13 protein-coding genes are annotated in these 15667 nt (G+C 39.7%); 4 read left to right on the top strand and 9 right to left on the bottom strand.

Going from position 1 to position 15667, the window contains the following annotated elements; genetic code table 11:
* Positions 1-34: 34 nt before the first annotated feature.
* Together QZ576_RS01935 and QZ576_RS01930 are read right to left on the bottom strand one after the other, a co-directional pair.
* Entirely contained in the window at positions 35-3256 is a 3222-nt protein-coding gene (locus tag QZ576_RS01935; protein WP_297093704.1) for a SusC/RagA family TonB-linked outer membrane protein, read from the bottom strand.
* A gap of 389 nt (positions 3257-3645) precedes the next feature.
* Entirely contained in the window at positions 3646-4530 is an 885-nt protein-coding gene (locus QZ576_RS01930; protein ID WP_297093703.1) for a hypothetical protein, read from the bottom strand.
* 205 nt (positions 4531-4735) lie between these two features.
* Here QZ576_RS01930 and QZ576_RS01925 point away from each other — a divergent pair, with 205 nt between their 5' ends.
* Positions 4736-5203, top strand: coding sequence for a DUF4268 domain-containing protein (locus tag QZ576_RS01925; protein ID WP_297093702.1), 468 nt, complete (start codon positions 4736-4738; stop codon positions 5201-5203).
* Between the two features lie 37 nt (positions 5204-5240).
* Here the strand turns inward: QZ576_RS01925 and QZ576_RS01920 are convergent, their stop codons facing one another.
* The 3 genes from QZ576_RS01920 to QZ576_RS01910 all read right to left on the bottom strand — a co-directional run bounded on the left by QZ576_RS01920 (position 5241) and on the right by QZ576_RS01910 (position 8268).
* Positions 5241-5618 (bottom strand): SRPBCC domain-containing protein, encoded by a 378-nt coding sequence (locus tag QZ576_RS01920; protein WP_297093701.1) that lies wholly within the window; start codon positions 5616-5618, stop codon positions 5241-5243.
* A 78-nt stretch (positions 5619-5696) separates the two neighbouring features.
* On the bottom strand, positions 5697-7685 hold the full coding sequence (locus QZ576_RS01915) for a DUF3078 domain-containing protein (protein WP_297093700.1): 1989 nt from the start codon (positions 7683-7685) through the stop codon (positions 5697-5699).
* Between the two features lie 124 nt (positions 7686-7809).
* Complete coding sequence (locus QZ576_RS01910) at positions 7810-8268, bottom strand: CYTH domain-containing protein (protein WP_297093699.1); 459 nt, start codon at positions 8266-8268, stop codon at positions 7810-7812.
* Positions 8269-8343: 75 nt separating this feature from the next.
* On the opposite strand from QZ576_RS01910, the gene QZ576_RS01905 reads away from it, so the two are divergent.
* On the top strand, positions 8344-8898 hold the full coding sequence (locus QZ576_RS01905; protein WP_297093698.1) for an HDIG domain-containing metalloprotein: 555 nt from the start codon (positions 8344-8346) through the stop codon (positions 8896-8898).
* A gap of 78 nt (positions 8899-8976) precedes the next feature.
* Entirely contained in the window at positions 8977-11637 is a 2661-nt protein-coding gene (locus QZ576_RS01900; RefSeq protein ID WP_297093697.1) for a DUF5686 and carboxypeptidase regulatory-like domain-containing protein, read from the top strand.
* A gap of 55 nt (positions 11638-11692) precedes the next feature.
* Here the strand turns inward: QZ576_RS01900 and QZ576_RS01895 are convergent, their stop codons facing one another.
* Both QZ576_RS01895 and QZ576_RS01890 read right to left on the bottom strand, forming a co-directional pair.
* A complete protein-coding gene (locus QZ576_RS01895) occupies positions 11693-12244 on the bottom strand; it encodes a 1-acyl-sn-glycerol-3-phosphate acyltransferase (RefSeq protein WP_297093696.1) in 552 nt (183 codons plus the stop codon).
* Positions 12244-12912 (bottom strand): B3/4 domain-containing protein, encoded by a 669-nt coding sequence (locus QZ576_RS01890; RefSeq protein ID WP_297093695.1) that lies wholly within the window; start codon positions 12910-12912, stop codon positions 12244-12246. The genes QZ576_RS01895 and QZ576_RS01890 overlap by 1 nt, the downstream gene beginning before the upstream one ends.
* Before the next feature lie 346 nt (positions 12913-13258).
* Here QZ576_RS01890 and QZ576_RS01885 point away from each other — a divergent pair, with 346 nt between their 5' ends.
* On the top strand, positions 13259-13780 hold the full coding sequence (locus QZ576_RS01885; protein WP_297093694.1) for a DUF4251 domain-containing protein: 522 nt from the start codon (positions 13259-13261) through the stop codon (positions 13778-13780).
* Between the two features lie 51 nt (positions 13781-13831).
* Here QZ576_RS01885 and sfsA read toward each other — a convergent pair whose 3' ends face one another.
* Together sfsA and tsaD are read right to left on the bottom strand one after the other, a co-directional pair.
* Entirely contained in the window at positions 13832-14524 is a 693-nt protein-coding gene (gene sfsA / locus QZ576_RS01880; protein ID WP_297093693.1) for a DNA/RNA nuclease SfsA, read from the bottom strand.
* A 27-nt stretch (positions 14525-14551) separates the two neighbouring features.
* The gene (gene tsaD / locus QZ576_RS01875; protein WP_297093692.1) at positions 14552-15580 is read right to left on the bottom strand and encodes a tRNA (adenosine(37)-N6)-threonylcarbamoyltransferase complex transferase subunit TsaD; all 1029 of its coding nucleotides are present in this window, start codon (positions 15578-15580) and stop codon (positions 14552-14554) included.
* Positions 15581-15667: the final 87 nt, after the last annotated feature.

The raw sequence follows: 15667 nt of genomic DNA, 5'->3' as shown, positions 1-15667 counted from the left end.
TAATTTTCATTTTATCTAATTTCAAAATCACTTCTTAGAATTTTACGTTTAATCCCATAGTATACGTAGTCAACGGGTTGTAAGTATACCAGTCAGAAGTACCTGTTTCCGATGTTGCCGGGTTAAAACCGTCACGAGCACTTAATAAGAACAGGTTATCACCTGATACAAATAGAGTTAATCCTGTTATTCCCCATTGTTGCACCAATCCTGAGAAATCGTATCCCAAACGTAGGTTATTTAAGCTTAGGTAATCAGCTTTAGTAATAAAACGTGTTGATGAGCTTGAAACGTTTGTATCATAACCACTTGACAAACGAGGAACGTCAGTAACGTCACCAGGTTGTTGCCATCTGTCGTAAATATCGGTCGACAAGTTGTTGCTACCCACCTGGTCGTTATCCATCAAAGCAGCATAAACAAAGTCGTATGAATAACCACCAAGGCTATACAGGAATTGAGCGCTTAAAGTGAATTTCTTAACTGAACCATTAATACGGAAAGCACCACGTACTTTAGGAATAGAAGATTTTCCTACGTATTTGTTGGTTGCTGCAGAATAAGATTTTGTTGTAGTTGAACTAATCTCATGATCAGGATTATCGTGCTGATATTCGTATAACGAAGTAATTGCTTCGCCTGCATCCACAGCACCGTTACCGTTCGCATCGTAATAATTCTGTATCCACATTCCAACACCGTCAGCAGGGTCTACACCGGCCCATTCTCTTGTGTAGAAATCAAATAATGAATGTCCTTCTGCACGACCAAAACGACCAGAAATGTCCAAAACTTTTGGAAGCTCTGTTGCAGGGTCGATTGGCATATCGATGATTTCGTTATTCAACATTTCACCATTCAAGGTAATGTCTAATGTATAATCAGAATGACGTAAAATATGACCTGTAAAATCGAATTCGATACCACTGTTACGCAAACGACCATCGTTAACAGTAATCATGGCATAACCTACTGAAGGTCCAACTCTTCTGTCGAATACCAGGTTATCGGTATTTTTCATGTAGTAGTCAATCGATCCGTCAACATACTCACCAATTGCGAATTCGATACCGGTTTGGAACATTTTTGAAGTTTCCCAGGTTAAATCCGGGTTACCAACTTCGTTTTCCGAAATTGAGATTTCATCATCCAGGTTACTTACGTTATAAGAGATGATACCAGGGTAGAATCCAACACCTTGCTGCTCTCCAATAACACCATAACTGGCTTTTACTTTTAAATAATCGATAGCTGGCACATCTGCCATAAACGATTCTTCAGAAACAACCCATGATGCACCAACAGAACCAAAGTTGTCCCATTTGTTATCGCCAATAAAACGAGAAGTTCCATCGCGACGTACAGATGCCGACAAGTAGTAGCGGTTCATGTAGTTGTAGTTAACCTGACCAAAATAACTTTCAAGGTTTACTTCATCAGTATAAGAAGTTGGAGGAGAAGAAACAATAATAAAGTTGTTTAAGTCATCAATATCAGGGTGAACTGCTTTTGATTTACTTGCAGTATTTCTTTTTCTTTCCCAAAAGTTTGCTTCGTGTGCAGCCAACGCTTCAATTGAGTGCTCGCCAAACTCAGTGCGGTAACGCAAAAGGTTCAACACATTGTAGGTAAACATTTGAATATCTCTTTTGTAAATAGAACCACCTTGTCTTGCAGCAGAACCATAAAATGGATTGTTCAGGTTATTATATTTTTCCATATAATACTGAGCACCAAAAGTATTTTCGAAAGTTAAACCATCAATAATTTTAATGTTGGCAGAGAAATTACCTGTTGCCTGATGACGATCGGTACGAGACATATCGTAATGTGCATCGGCAATTGAGTTGGTTAACGAACCGAATCCGCGATCTTCACCGTAGTCATATTGATGACCTCCAAAAATAGGATCTTCGATAAAATCACCGTTTGCATCGCGCGAGAAAAGCGGATAAATCGATGGAATGTTATCGGTAAACCAGAAAATACTACCCGAGTCTTCCGACTGACCATTGTTATTTGTTTCAGTTAACGCATAAGTCATACGTGCCGTAGTTGTTAACCATGGCTTAACTTCTGTTTCCAGGTTAATAGCAGCATTGATACGTTCGAAATCTGAGTTGATGATATAACCAACATCTTTTAAATAACCTACTGATGTAAAATATTTGGTTTTTTCGCTACCACCACGGAATGTAATGTTAGCCTCAGTGCGGTTTGAATTTTGGAAACCGTAATCTTCCCAATCTTCAGGATCATACAATCTTGATACTCCTGAACGAACCTGACCAGTAGTAGGATCAATAAGCTGGGATACATCAATATCTCCGTTGCTATCAAAAATATTCCACATGTTGTATTTTGAATTGATACCGCTACCGCTAAACAGGTTAGCATTAGCATATGCAGCCGGATCAGCTTGTCCTGTTGCTACTCCCCTGTTATACATTGACTCCCATGAAAGAGCAATATATTCTTCAGGCGATTGAATTACCTGGTGACGAGCAATACCGCTTACGTTTACACCGTATTTCACATCGGCTTCGATAATACTTTCGCCATCCATACCTTTTTTGGTTGTAATTAAGATTACACCGTTTGCTCCGCGCGAACCGTAAATAGCTGTTGCAGTTGCATCTTTCAGGATGGTAGTTGATTCAATATCGTTAGGGTTAAGTGCATTCAATGCTCCTGAATATGGAACACCGTCTACAACATATAAAGGATCGCGGTTACCGTTAACAGAACCAAATCCCCTGATACGAATGGTGGCGGAAGAACCTGGCTGACCAGAAGTGTTGATAACACTTACACCAGCAACCTCACCAGATAATGACTGAGAAACGTTAGAGATTGACTTACTCTTTATGTTCTCGCTTGAAACCGTTTTGGCACTACCCACAAACGATTGACGTGTTGCAGTACCATAACCAACTACTACAACTTCATCTAAACCAACAAGGTCAGCGTTCATTACCACGTCAATTGTTGAGCCAGTAATCTCAACTTCCTGCGTTTTCATTCCCACAAAAGAGAAAATCAACGCAGCGGCATCACTTGGAACTTCCAGCTGATATACCCCATCAAGATTTGTAACTGTACCAATTGTGGTACCTTTAACACTTACTGAAACACCCGGTATTCCCATATCATCATCGGCACTGGTTACAGTACCTGTGATACTTTTTACCTGTGCTTCAGCCACAAGCACGCCAAACAAGGCAATGCCCAATAGCATTAGCGCAATTTTTTTCATAGAATAAAAATTTATAAATATTAGTAAATAACTCACTCCCATTAATACTCGGCACAAATTAGATAAAAAAAAATCACATTTAACAAATTTTTACAATAATATGTATTTGAGTAATGATGCTCTTATTTTTTACTTCTTCCGATCTAAATTCTTCTTAACTAACTGTTAACCGATCTTTTAGTCTTTATAACACTCTTGACAAATTTAAGTAAACAGTATCAAATGTAAGTGACTTTTGTCATTTATAACAGCCTTAAACACATTTTTTGATAAAAAGTTTTAATATTATTTAACAATTATTCAAATTGTAAATTAAATTCAATAGAAACACATCAGTGTGTTCATTTTTTCATTTAGCGCTGCACAAACCAACTCACATAGAATTTATGTTAGTTATTTTTTAGGAATTTTCTTTTCTCGCGCTTTGTCATTTCCATACCTCTAATCAACTCTGGATGAAATACTTTGTATGGCTTTAAAGAATTCATAATTTCTGCATCCCCACTATTATTTATTACAAATTGCGGAATAACAAACGCTAACTTTTTGGTAAATAATGAATCATGAAAGATGAGTACCACCAGCTCCCCGCTATCATTGATAATCTCTCCTATTTTTTGTCCGGCAAATACTTTTTGTCCCACCACAAGTTGCTCAGGATCGAACTGAACTCCATTATAACAAATCAAAGTTCCGTCGTCGTGTAACAAAGTAATACTTTTTGTCCAGGTATGATACCAATAGCGCGAATCTCCTGTTCTTGAGTCGCCCACAACTTCGGCAACAACACCGTTTCGGCTGGCAAAAACGGCATCTCCCGGTTCTGCCTTGAAACCTGTCGCAAACCACGATTCCAATGTTTCTTTTCCCCAAAAGCCATCAATGTTTTTCACATCAAAAACCGATACGTTTTTACCTTCTTTTAGCGGAATTAAATACGGAAAATTGAGATCTACATCAGCAGTTGGATTCGACCGAAAGGTTTCAATATCATAATTAAAGCGCGGAATTCCGGCATCAAGATCGCGCTGCAATGTAAAGAGGCTGTTGAAACCCGGCGCAACTTTCTTTATGTAAGGTAGCGGTTCGTTAAACGTGGTATTTTCAATGTCGGCAAAATTAATATGCAGGTACATTGGCACTTTTGCATTGTTCGATGCACTAAAAATGCAATCGCCAACAGAGTTGTAATTTGCCTGTACTTCAACATACTGCGCCATTGAAATACCGGCCATGAATATAAAGTTTAACAAGAGTAGAATTTTGTGAATCATAGATCGCGTGTTTTATAAATGATAAAAGTAAAAATTAACCCGGATAATTCATTTGATTTTAGCAATAGTCATGTTTCTCCGGGGTAATCCCGACTTAGTTGGGTCCATTTTTGAGTGTCAAAAATGGGTACAAAACTTCGTTGCTTTAAACTATTTTGCTATTTGTGATGAATAATGCGGATTAAATTTAGTTTACCTTTGGCGCATGTATTCAAAAGAGGAATTGCGACAATTGAAAATTGATTTCTGGCAACTGTTTGACAAGCGCTGCAGTGTGCATCCTGAATTAAAATACAGGAAACGGAAATGGGTGCTTCATAAAACCAAAATTAAGGGAGTGGCATTACGTTTTGATGTTACCCGCGAAGATGCGCTGGTAATTCTCGAGCTAGGTATCAAAAGCGAAAACAAGAGGCTGAAGGCTTATGAATTTCTGGAAAGATACAAACCGGTTATTGAAGACGGTTTTGAAGATGGTTTGCAATGGGAGTTTTTCCATGAGCGTGAAGACAGCGGAGCAGAAGTGTGCCGGATTTTCACACGATTGGAAGGTGTCGATTTTCATCGTCAGAACCAGTGGCCCGACATCTACAATTTCTTTATTGAAAACATGCTAAAACTGGAAAGCAACTTCCTTGACGTTAGAGACCTTTTGCAGGAGGAGCTGAAGTAAAACGCATCCGATAAGCTATCGGCAATCTGCTTCCTGGCTAAATAAACAATTCGTTGAGTGCTCCAAAATAATCTTCATCCCAGCCTTCCGAGATATTGTCAAAAGCTTCGTCGGGAATATTGGTGTGGCGCAACTCAATGCTTGTTCCTTTTTTGTGCGGATGTAGTTTTATCGTCACCAGCGAATCTTCTTCCTCTTCACCAAAAAACCACTTCTGAACGATCTTTTTATCTTGCTCAAACTCCACATTCACACCAGAAATACTGCCGTTCCATAACGAAAATTCAGAATTCGGCTCCAATGGCATAACAGCGGTTTCACCGGTCCATATTTCAAGCATATTTTCGTTGGTCAAAGCATTGTAAACGTCTTTCGGATCGGCGTTTAAAGTATAGTAGCGTTTTAAATCTTTCATGAGCTTGTCTTTTTATCAAAAGTAACTTTTCTTTTCTTAAATGATTTGCGGTCTCAACAAAAAATCAGATAAATGCGGTTAACGAATTCGGTGCGTGCGCATCACCTTCTTGTTAATTTTATAGGTGAAACCGATGGTGAAGAACTCTTTTATCTGCAGTTTCGCTTCTTCACCGCTTTTGTTGCCATCGGCATCGTAAATCGGGAATTTTACATCGTCATCGTAAATAAAGTGGAACATTAAACGCATATCGATGTATGAGTTTAACTGCATTTTAAAGTTGTTCTCCCAGTTTAAGTCGAATTTCTTAAACGGATCTTTATAGTTGATGAACATCTTGTATTTTGTTTCATACGAAATGTCATCGGTTATTTGCCTTTTATAGCTTAAATCGGCGTTTAAACCCGGTTCCCAAAATGCTTTGCGTCCCTCGTCGATACTAAAGCTTGTCTGATCAACCAATGCCGTATCGCGTACGTAAACATTTTTCATGGTTAACGGCGACAAAAACAACGACAGATTTTTGTTCGGCTTGTAATCCAAACCAATCTTTAAATACGTTGTTGCAGGAGCCATAAAAGCAGAAAGCACATCCGGATTATCCGCTTTCGGATACTTATATCCTCTAAATATCTGGGTGTTAAAATTCAGCTCGGCACTGTAGTACCATTTTTTAAATGCACTTAATCCGTAACGTGATGTAATTTCAAATTTATCATCATTCTTTTGCAACTCCGATTCATCACCACCCGGCCTGATCCAGCCATTTCTGAATTCTCCCGAATTTTCCCATTTTACCTTACCGTCTTTGCGCGAATAATTGGCAAAACCCTTCAACACCATTAATGTAGCCAGTGAGCTTTTACCCCCTTTTTTCCAGTTGTCAAGATAGGTCTGGGTAAGTCCAATACTTCCGTCACCACCGATATTCCAGGGGGTTTCAAGCTCGTAACTTTTTCCTACACTCTTAAATTTATTGTAGTTGGGTTTCAGGCTTTCGAAGTCAAAATCTTTGGTTTGTTTTTCTTTAAACCGCGAGAAAGTTACTCCATCGTCGATTAACATTTGCACCGTGCGTTTATCAGTATTTTTTACCATCACGGCCAACGAATCGTTCTGCTCATTTTTCAACCAGATGCGCGAATAACGTTCGGCTCCGTTTTGTAATAAAATATCCTCTTTTTCGCCATATAAGTTTATTAACGACAGGCGTGTGGTATCAATATGGTCGGCATAAGTCATCAGCACATTTAAAACCGCTTTTATCGAATCGTTCACCTGGGCAACTACTTCGTCGTTGTAATTTTTTAAAACGTAGTAGTTATTCAGTTTTACCTCGTCTTTGTAACGTTTTATGCGATATTGCAGGTTTTCATTGTATTTCTCGGCACGGTATACACTTACAATCCTGCTAATGTAATCGGCCTTAACCGAGTCGTTATAAAACACCCTTTTTTCTTCGATGTAATCTCTCCGAAGACTGTCGCGGCGAACCAGCTCATTAAACATGTCGGGGGAGTTTAAAATCGAATCGGGAATCACTTCCGGTATATACAATTCTTCCGGGAAAGTATAAACGGAATCAGCAAAAAGCCTCATTCCCTCGCCTTCAGGCACCTGCCTTACTTCGTTTTCAGCTTCACGAATTATTGCCGGCGGCACAGTTATATCTTCAGGTTTTACACTTGCCCGGTATTCCGATTCAATTATCTGAACCTCCATTTGCTGGTCGGCATATGGTACAAATCCCGGCACACTGAGACTGTCTTCAACATTTTCGGGCAAACGCATAACGTAATTCCCGTTAACGCGCATCGTGTCGTTCAGGTTTTTAATAATCTGGTCGAGCGACTCATCTTCGATAAAATGCAACAATGCATCAACATCGGTGCCCACCTCCTTTTTAACAACGTGCCAGTTGTTATTTTCAATAAAATAGCTTCTTAAAACCTGAATATTATTACGCAGCAATTCCTCTTCAATTACAGAGTTTTGCGCAAATAAAAGTTTTGAAAAGCCGGTAAATAATAGAATAAATAAAAAAATCTTCCCTTTTTCTGAGAACATATACACTGTTTTTAGCTTTCGGATAAAACGCAAAAATAATACCATTGTTATGTTATCCTATATTTTAAATCTCTAAACAATTAACACCCGACTTTTAATATCCTTAGTCTCAAAAATTTAATACTTACCATGTTGTAAACGGATGCTCCGACAACCACGCATTAAAATACCGATGATCGGCGCTCACCTCCTGAGTTACCCATTCTGGCAGCTCAATTTTTTCATTTTCATCGTTAAGTTCAACTTCGGCCAAAACCAGACCGGCATTTTTATCTTCAAAAACATCAATTTCCCAAGTCATACCATTAATTTCCTCCACGTAGCGTTTTTTCCGAACAGGAAAATCATGACACAATTTCATTAAAACCTCAGCTTCGTCAACCGGAATTTCATATTCCAGTTCTATGCGCGAAATTCCCTGCGTTTTGCCTTTTATCGTCAGCCAAGCTTTATCGCCTTTAATGCGCACCCGCACTACCCTTTCTTTGTCGGTCGACAGGTATCCCTGAACAATCGGATTTCCCGAATCTTTTGGGCACCACATTTCAGTATCAACAAGAAATTTTCGCTCGATTTCAATCATGATAATAAGTTTAGTTGTTTTAACCGGCACAAATTTATCACTATTTTTAATGCGGTGAACATTTATATTTTGAATATGATTACAAGAGACGAAGCCCTTGAAATGTTGAAATCGAATGTACAGGCTGAAAATATGCTAAAACACAGTCTGGCGTCGGAAGCGGTAATGCGTGCAATAGCGAAGCACCTGGGTAAAAACGAAGAAGAATGGGGCATCGCAGGTTTGTTGCACGATATTGACGTGGAGATTACAAACGCCGATCCTTACACGCACGGACCATACGCCGAAAAGCTGCTAAAAGGAAAAGTTACCGATGAAATGCTTGATGCAATTGTTATGCACAACGAAGTAGCAACCGGAAAAGAGCGCACTACCGAATTTCAGCATGCACTGGCAGCCGGCGAAACTATTACCGGATTAATAACGGCCACTACGTTGGTTTATCCTGATAAAAAACTGGCAAGCGTTAAAACAAAATCGGTTACAAAACGAATGAAACAAAAAGCTTTTGCAGCATCGGTAAAGCGCGAGAATATTTTGGAGTGCGAAAAAATTGGAATTCCGCTAACTGAATTTGCCGACTTAGCAGTTAATGCAATGCGTACGATCAGTAACGATCTGGGGTTATAGCAGTAAATACTTTTTAACAATAAATATTTTAACGGGATCGTTTTTTTCTTTTTCTTGCAACTGAAACAGAATTAAGCCATGTATACCCAAAAAATCTACCAATCAAGCGGCAGAAAACTGTCCGTTTTTTTAACCTTACTATTATTTACTGCCCACTTTTTTGCCAGCGGGCAGGTGCTTTCCGGACGTATTCTGGATGAACAAAAACAACCGGTGCCCTATGCAACCATTTATATTTCGGAAACGCGGCAAGGCACAACATCAAACACCAACGGCGATTTTAGCTTCAATTTGCCAAACGGTACTTTCCATTTAACTGTACGCTCGATGGGCTACGAAAAGCAGGAGAAAACGGTGAGTCTGCAAACCGACAGCTTGTTTTTACCCATTACTTTGCTCGCTCAGAATTTTGAACTGGCCGAGATTAAAGTGTTTCCAGGAGATGAAGATCCTGCCTACTTTATTATGCGGAAAGCCATTGCCAAAGCGCCCTATTACCGTAAGAAAATTAAACATTACGGCGCCGATCTTTATATCAAAGCCAATTTTGCTTTTAGTAATATTCCGAACCTGATAAAAAAGCAGGAAGTGGAAGACGGCCGCAAATTCAAAGATTACTTTAAAGAGAATGTAACCTATGTAATTGAATCGCAAAACCGAATTACTTACGATTATCCCGACCAATATAACCAACAGGTAATAAGCAAAAAAAGCTCGATCATCGGTTTCGACGAGCCACCGGTGATGGGACTGATGACAGCCAGTTTTTACGACGAGCGCCCCAACGAAGTGGTTTCTCCGCTCTCGGTATTGGCGCTAAAACATTACAACTTTGTTTACGAAGGATTTATTACGCTTGGCGATTACGATGTGTTTAAAATTCGCGTGACGCCAAAACGAAAAAGCGACGAACTGGTTGAAGGTTTTATTTATATTGTTGACCGGCTTTGGTGCATTTACAACCTCGATTTTAGTTCCAGTTTCGAGTTCTTTAATTATCACATAAAACAACAGTTCGAAAACCTTGACAACGAAAACTGGCTGCCGGTTTCGCACAATATTACAGGCGATTTTGGAATGCTGGGGCTGCGGGGGAATTTTTATTATGGCGCGTCGGTTAAGTACGATTCCATTGTAAATAATTATTCCAACATACAATACGAAAGCTCTGAAATTGCCGAACAAACAAGTACCGAAGAAGTTAAGCGGGAACCCGGGGAAAAAGAACAAAAACTGGTTAGCGAGCTCAATAATTTGAATGCCAAAGAAGAATTGAGCAATGCAGATGTTAAAAAAGTGGCCCGCCTGAACCGCAAGATTTTAAAAGAACAATACCAGGATTCGACAATTGTTGCACAGGATTACGGCAGTTATCAAATTTCGGAGAACAACGATTCGCTGCGAACTGCAATTGAATGGGACACGGTAAGAAGTATCCCGTTAACGCAGGCCGAGATTGAAAGTTACCGAATGGCCGACTCCTTAAAATTGCAGGAAAAAGGCGCTTCAACCGATTCTGTTCCGGGAGATAATAATACTAAACGATTTCTTGGCCGGCTTATGGCGGGTGCTTACGATATCTCGAAAGATTCGACCATTCGTGTGAGTTACGATGGTTTGCTGTCGCCGGTGAATTTTGATTTTAACGCGGTTGACGGTTATAAATACCGCCAGGAATTTCGCATCCGTTTTTTGGTCGATTCCACAAAGCGAATTTACGTTACTCCGCAATTGGGTTATGCATTTAACCGCAAAGCACTATTTGGCAGCGTAAACACACAGTTTGTAAATTTCCTGGCAAACAGAAACCAACTCAGTCTTTTTGCAGGAAAACAAAGCAGCGATTTTAAAGACGGATTCGAGGCAATGACTCCAGCTGTAAATGCCATTAGTTCGTGGTTTTTTGGTGAAAACTACTTGCGATTGTATGAAAGCGAATTCTTACATCTCGGTTTTTCACAACGTTTTAAAACAAATTTCAGGTTTTATGCCAACGCCGCATACGATCATTTTCACCCGCTTGAAAACAATATCTCATTCCCGCTTTCTGATTATAAAGATTTTGAACCAAACCTCCCCGGAAATCTAACAGCCGACAATCCCGCTCTTGCCGAGCAAGAAAGCTTTAGCTACGGTCTGGGTTTGGATTTTCGCAAGCGCCAACGAAAACCATGGCTCGAAGAATCGCCCTTTTTGTTTATCGATGATTTTTATGAATTCAGCTTGTCGTTCAAAAGAGGTATTCCCGATGTTTTTGGTTCCAGCGCTGATTTTAGCCGGATTGATTTCTCGGTTCGTCAACAGGCCAATATAACACCAAGTACCGGTATTGACTGGAGAATAAATGCGGGTCATTATTTTACGGCCGATCAAATGCATTTTTCGCAATACAAACATTTTCGCACTACCGAAATTCCGATTATGATGCGGCCTTTTACTCACCGATTTCAGTTGGTTAATGATTATGAAATTAGTACCAACGACAGCTACCTGAGTGTTATGACCGAATATAAATCGGAATACTTGCTGCTACGTTACTTCTCGGTTTTCAACAAAAGAACCTGGAGCGAAAGTCTTCATTTAAATTACCTTACTACGCCGGAATACAACAATTACTGGGAAGTTGGCTACAGTTTGAATAACCTGTTTTTTGCAGGTAATTTGGGCGTTTTTGCAGGTTTCAGCGAAAGAGATTTTGAAAGTGTTCAGGTTAAACTCAGCATTTCTGCTTTTGACTAGAAGAATCGGAAATAGTAGCTTTTCAATCCAATAAAAGCTACTATTTCTTTTTCGGCTAGTAATCGGTTGTAAACAGCTCCGGAAATTTTCCTTTAATTCCTTTTTCGCGGTAAAAATCCTTCATGCGTTTAATATCGTCCTGTGCATTGTCCGACAGTTCAAATGGCTCGCCAACCGAAATTTCTTTTCGTCCCCAATCGAAATAGCCCAAATACACCGGGATACCAGTTTCCTTAGAAATAATATGAAATCCGGCTTTCCAGCGTTTGTTCAAACTTCGTGTTCCTTCGGGCGTTAGTGCCAAATGAATACGCTCTCTTTTATTAATGAGTTGAATGGTTTGGCGAATTACGTTGGCCCCTTTCGAGCGGTCGATAGGCAGGCCTCCCATTTTCCGTACAAAATAACCCAATGGCCAAAAGAAAAATTCCTTTTTAATAAGAATGTTTGCTGTGGCTCCTTTTGAGGTGTAAAACAAATAGGAGATCACAAAATCCCAGGCGCTGGTATGTGGCGCTCCAATAATGATACATTTATTTACCGGAGCCGGCCCTCCAACAACAGTCCAGCCCATTCGCTTGAGCAAAAATTTACAAATTCCCTTCATTATATTGCTTGTATAGTTTTTAATTCAAAGTTAGTGGCTCCGGCATACTTTTTTAAAAGTTGTTGAGCCTGATTTGTGGCATTTTCAAGGGTATCGATAGCTTCGTAGGAGATAATTATCATCAAAAAACGTTTTGTTTGTTCGGTAACACAAGTCCGAACCGAATCGCTTGTAGGTGTTCCAAAAGCGCCTTTTGCATCTCTGAACACCGGCATAAATTCAATATTCAACTCCCCTCGCCCGATTCCTTCGTATGGTTCGTCTTTTTCGCCAATACCAAAAGTAATAGCACCGTCAATTGTATCGGCATCGTACCCACCGATTGAAAATCCGCTTGAAATGGATACCAAATTCAGCTGATCGACCACATTATTTACCTGGTAAATTTCGCCACGCTTTAAAACCCGTCGCAATAGCGCTTCGGCCGACAAACGGTAGCGAGCAGGATCTTTTCCACATTTTTTATAAGCTCTTCGCGATGCAGCGATTGCCGGCATCTTGCTTATTTCTTCCACACGCAAACTTTTGTTTAGCTCTTCGATCTTTGATTCAATTTCTTGCCAAAGTTCGCCATTTTGTTCCTGAAATTGCACATCGCATTTAATGCACGACAAAACAACGTCAGGTACTTTTTCGGCCAATTCATTGCTAATGCTTATGCTTTGCATGATTTTTATCAGTAATTATATTTTTTATTATTCAAATTTATCCTTTTTAATTTTTTACAAAAGTCGTACTTTTGTAAAGAATGAATAAACAGAAGCATTTGTTCTAAATTTTATTGAATTGTTGCAAAGAAAAGAACTTTTGTTTTCGATGCCAACTGTTTCGAAAAATACACGTTGCAATGCTTCGGAAATTTGAATTCAATTGAAATTTTTCAGAAATCATATAAAATGATTTTATTTAGTTAAACTGCACGAAAAGGGGTATATTTTATATCCCTTTTTTCTTTCTTATAATCCGTTGATTTTGCGGCATATTTTTTGTACTTTGTAAGGAAAAATTGGTATCATGAAAAAGATAATATTGTTAAGTTTTCTGATTTTTTCGATTGTAGCAGTGCAAGCGCAAGACAAGAAACTTACACGAAAAGAGAAAAAAGCACAGCGTGAAGCGATGCTTACCGAACAGACAAAAAAGCTTGTTGCAGCCAACGCCTGGCAATTTAATGCAACACAAATGCTTCCGTCGAGCGGAAGATCCCGTACATTATCAACACCTTACAATGTTGTATTGAAAGACGGTGAAGTAGATTCTTACCTTCCTTATTTTGGACGTGCTTATTCGGCAGATTACGGATCGACAGACTCGCCCATGATTTTTGAGGCTCCAATTAGCGATTATAGTGTTGAGGATGCAAAAAAAGGTGGTTATACCATTAAGTTTAGCGCAAAAAACAAAAATGACAATGTAGAGTACACCTTTGCGGTAAGTGCAAACGGGTCGGCAAGTTTACGGGTAAACAGCACCAATCGACAGTTTATTTCGTACCAGGGAGACTTGGTGCCGATTGAAGAAAAAGAGAAAAAGTAGAATTTCGGTTCTGAATATAGGAAGCCGGGACACTAAAATGTTCCGGCTTTTTTATAGCTCAAAAGGTAGTTTTTTGCTTAAAGTAATTTCTGTTGGCGTTACTTTGGCTTGCATCGGAAAAATTTCGACGCCGGCCGTTTGTGCTTCTTTTAACAATTCGGCATACGCAGGATCGATTTCTTTGGCAGGTGCAAAAATCTGTACATCGCTACGCTGAATAATATAAAGCATAACTGCGCGCATTCCCTGCTTCTTAACTTCCATTAATGTTTTTAAATGTTTCTGCCCGCGTGTTGTAACAGCATCAGGAAATAAGGCGTATTCATTTTCTTTCATCGAAACGTTTTTTACTTCCACAAAACATTTCTCCTGCTCATTTTCCGCATAAACATCAAAGCGCGAATCACCGAATTTCACTTCGCGTTTAACGGTTGTGTATCCGTCGAGCCCCGGAATTTCGCCATTCGAAATGGCTTCGAATGCCAACTTATTCGGATTTCCGGTATTAATGCCTACCCAGTCACCGTTTATTTTTATCATTTCCCAGGTAAACTTTGTTTTTCGCTTCGGGTCGTCAACCGGCGTAAGATAAACCTCTGCCCCATTTTCAAGGCAACTTTTCATCGATCCTGAATTGGTGCAATGCGCCACAACAACTTCACCTGTATCCAATTCAATGTCGGCCAAAAAACGTTTGTAACGTTTTATCAGCTTTCCATGAACCAGCTCTTTTTCAAATTTCAAAACGAGTATTTTCTTTAGAAATGAAGTTTACAATTGAGTGCGTGCAAACGGAACGGCATCCTGCCCGGTAAATTCTTTGTTCAAATATTTGTAATATCCGGTAATGGCAATCATAGCTGCATTATCCATGGTGTATTCAAACTTTGGAATAATCAGGTTCCAGCGGTGCTTTTTGGCATTTTCCTGCAGTGCATTTCGAAGTCCCGAATTGGCAGAAACACCACCGGCAACGGTAATTTCATTAATTCCTGTTTCGCGGGCTGCACGTTTTAGTTTGCTCAGCAAAATCTCAATAATAGTATGTTGCAACGATGCACAAAGATCGGCCAGATTTTCCTCCACAAAGTTTTCATTCTCTTTCAGGTTGTCGCGCAAAAAGTACAGGAAATTGGTTTTTAAACCACTAAAACTGTAATCTAAGCCCGGAATTCGTGGGCGCGAAAATTCAAAACGAAGCGGGTCGCCTTCTTTCGCCAAACGATCGACATGCGGACCACCCGGATAAGGCAAACCCATTACTTTCGCACATTTATCAAAAGCTTCTCCGGCAGCGTCGTCAATGGTTTGCCCAATTACTTCCATATCTAAATAATCGCGCACAAGTATAATTTGCGAATTACCTCCGGAAACCAGCAAACACAAAAACGGGAATTTCGGCGGATTAAATTCCACACCATTTTCTTTTATAAAAAGTGCGAGCACGTGTCCCTGCAAGTGATTCACCTCAATCAATGGTATTTTCGAAGCCAGCGAAAAACCTTTGGCAAACGATGTTCCTACCAACAACGATCCCAATAAACCCGGACCACGCGTAAAAGCTACGGCCGAAATTTCTTCACGATTAATGCCTGCCCGCTTCATGGCCAGATCGACCACCGGGATAATATTTTGCTGATGCGCACGCGATGCCAGCTCGGGTACAACACCTCCGTATTCTTCATGAACTTTCTGCGAAGCCACTACATTCGACAGTATTTCGCCATCGCGAATGATGGCAGCAGAAGTATCGTCGCACGACGATTCGATACCCATTATTATAATTCCTTTATCAGCCATATAAATCTTCCCTTTTTTACGTTATTAAAACAAGATAAACGCTGTTGGGTTTATATCTTTGCACTTATTAAAAATAAATAGTTAACA

The sequence above is a fragment of the uncultured Draconibacterium sp. genome (genome assembly GCF_913060805.1).
Lineage (GTDB): Bacteria > Bacteroidota > Bacteroidia > Bacteroidales > Prolixibacteraceae > Draconibacterium.
Note: the sequence above shows the minus strand (reverse complement) of the source record. Positions and strands in the feature narration are given on the sequence as shown.

What these genes read in the sequence shown, in the direction of transcription:
- QZ576_RS01935 (WP_297093704.1), bottom strand. Translation starts at nt 3,256, where the DNA reads ATGAAAAAAATTGCGCTAATGCTATTGGGCATTGCCTTGTTTGGCGTG.
- QZ576_RS01930 (WP_297093703.1), bottom strand. Translation starts at nt 4,530, where the DNA reads ATGATTCACAAAATTCTACTCTTGTTAAACTTTATATTCATGGCCGGT.
- QZ576_RS01925 (WP_297093702.1), top strand. Translation starts at nt 4,736, where the DNA reads ATGTATTCAAAAGAGGAATTGCGACAATTGAAAATTGATTTCTGGCAA.
- QZ576_RS01920 (WP_297093701.1), bottom strand. Translation starts at nt 5,618, where the DNA reads ATGAAAGATTTAAAACGCTACTATACTTTAAACGCCGATCCGAAAGAC.
- QZ576_RS01915 (WP_297093700.1), bottom strand. Translation starts at nt 7,685, where the DNA reads ATGTTCTCAGAAAAAGGGAAGATTTTTTTATTTATTCTATTATTTACC.
- QZ576_RS01910 (WP_297093699.1), bottom strand. Translation starts at nt 8,268, where the DNA reads ATGATTGAAATCGAGCGAAAATTTCTTGTTGATACTGAAATGTGGTGC.
- QZ576_RS01905 (WP_297093698.1), top strand. Translation starts at nt 8,344, where the DNA reads ATGATTACAAGAGACGAAGCCCTTGAAATGTTGAAATCGAATGTACAG.
- QZ576_RS01900 (WP_297093697.1), top strand. Translation starts at nt 8,977, where the DNA reads ATGTATACCCAAAAAATCTACCAATCAAGCGGCAGAAAACTGTCCGTT.
- QZ576_RS01895 (WP_297093696.1), bottom strand. Translation starts at nt 12,244, where the DNA reads ATGAAGGGAATTTGTAAATTTTTGCTCAAGCGAATGGGCTGGACTGTT.
- QZ576_RS01890 (WP_297093695.1), bottom strand. Translation starts at nt 12,912, where the DNA reads ATGCAAAGCATAAGCATTAGCAATGAATTGGCCGAAAAAGTACCTGAC.
- QZ576_RS01885 (WP_297093694.1), top strand. Translation starts at nt 13,259, where the DNA reads ATGAAAAAGATAATATTGTTAAGTTTTCTGATTTTTTCGATTGTAGCA.
- tsaD (WP_297093692.1), bottom strand. Translation starts at nt 15,580, where the DNA reads ATGGCTGATAAAGGAATTATAATAATGGGTATCGAATCGTCGTGCGAC.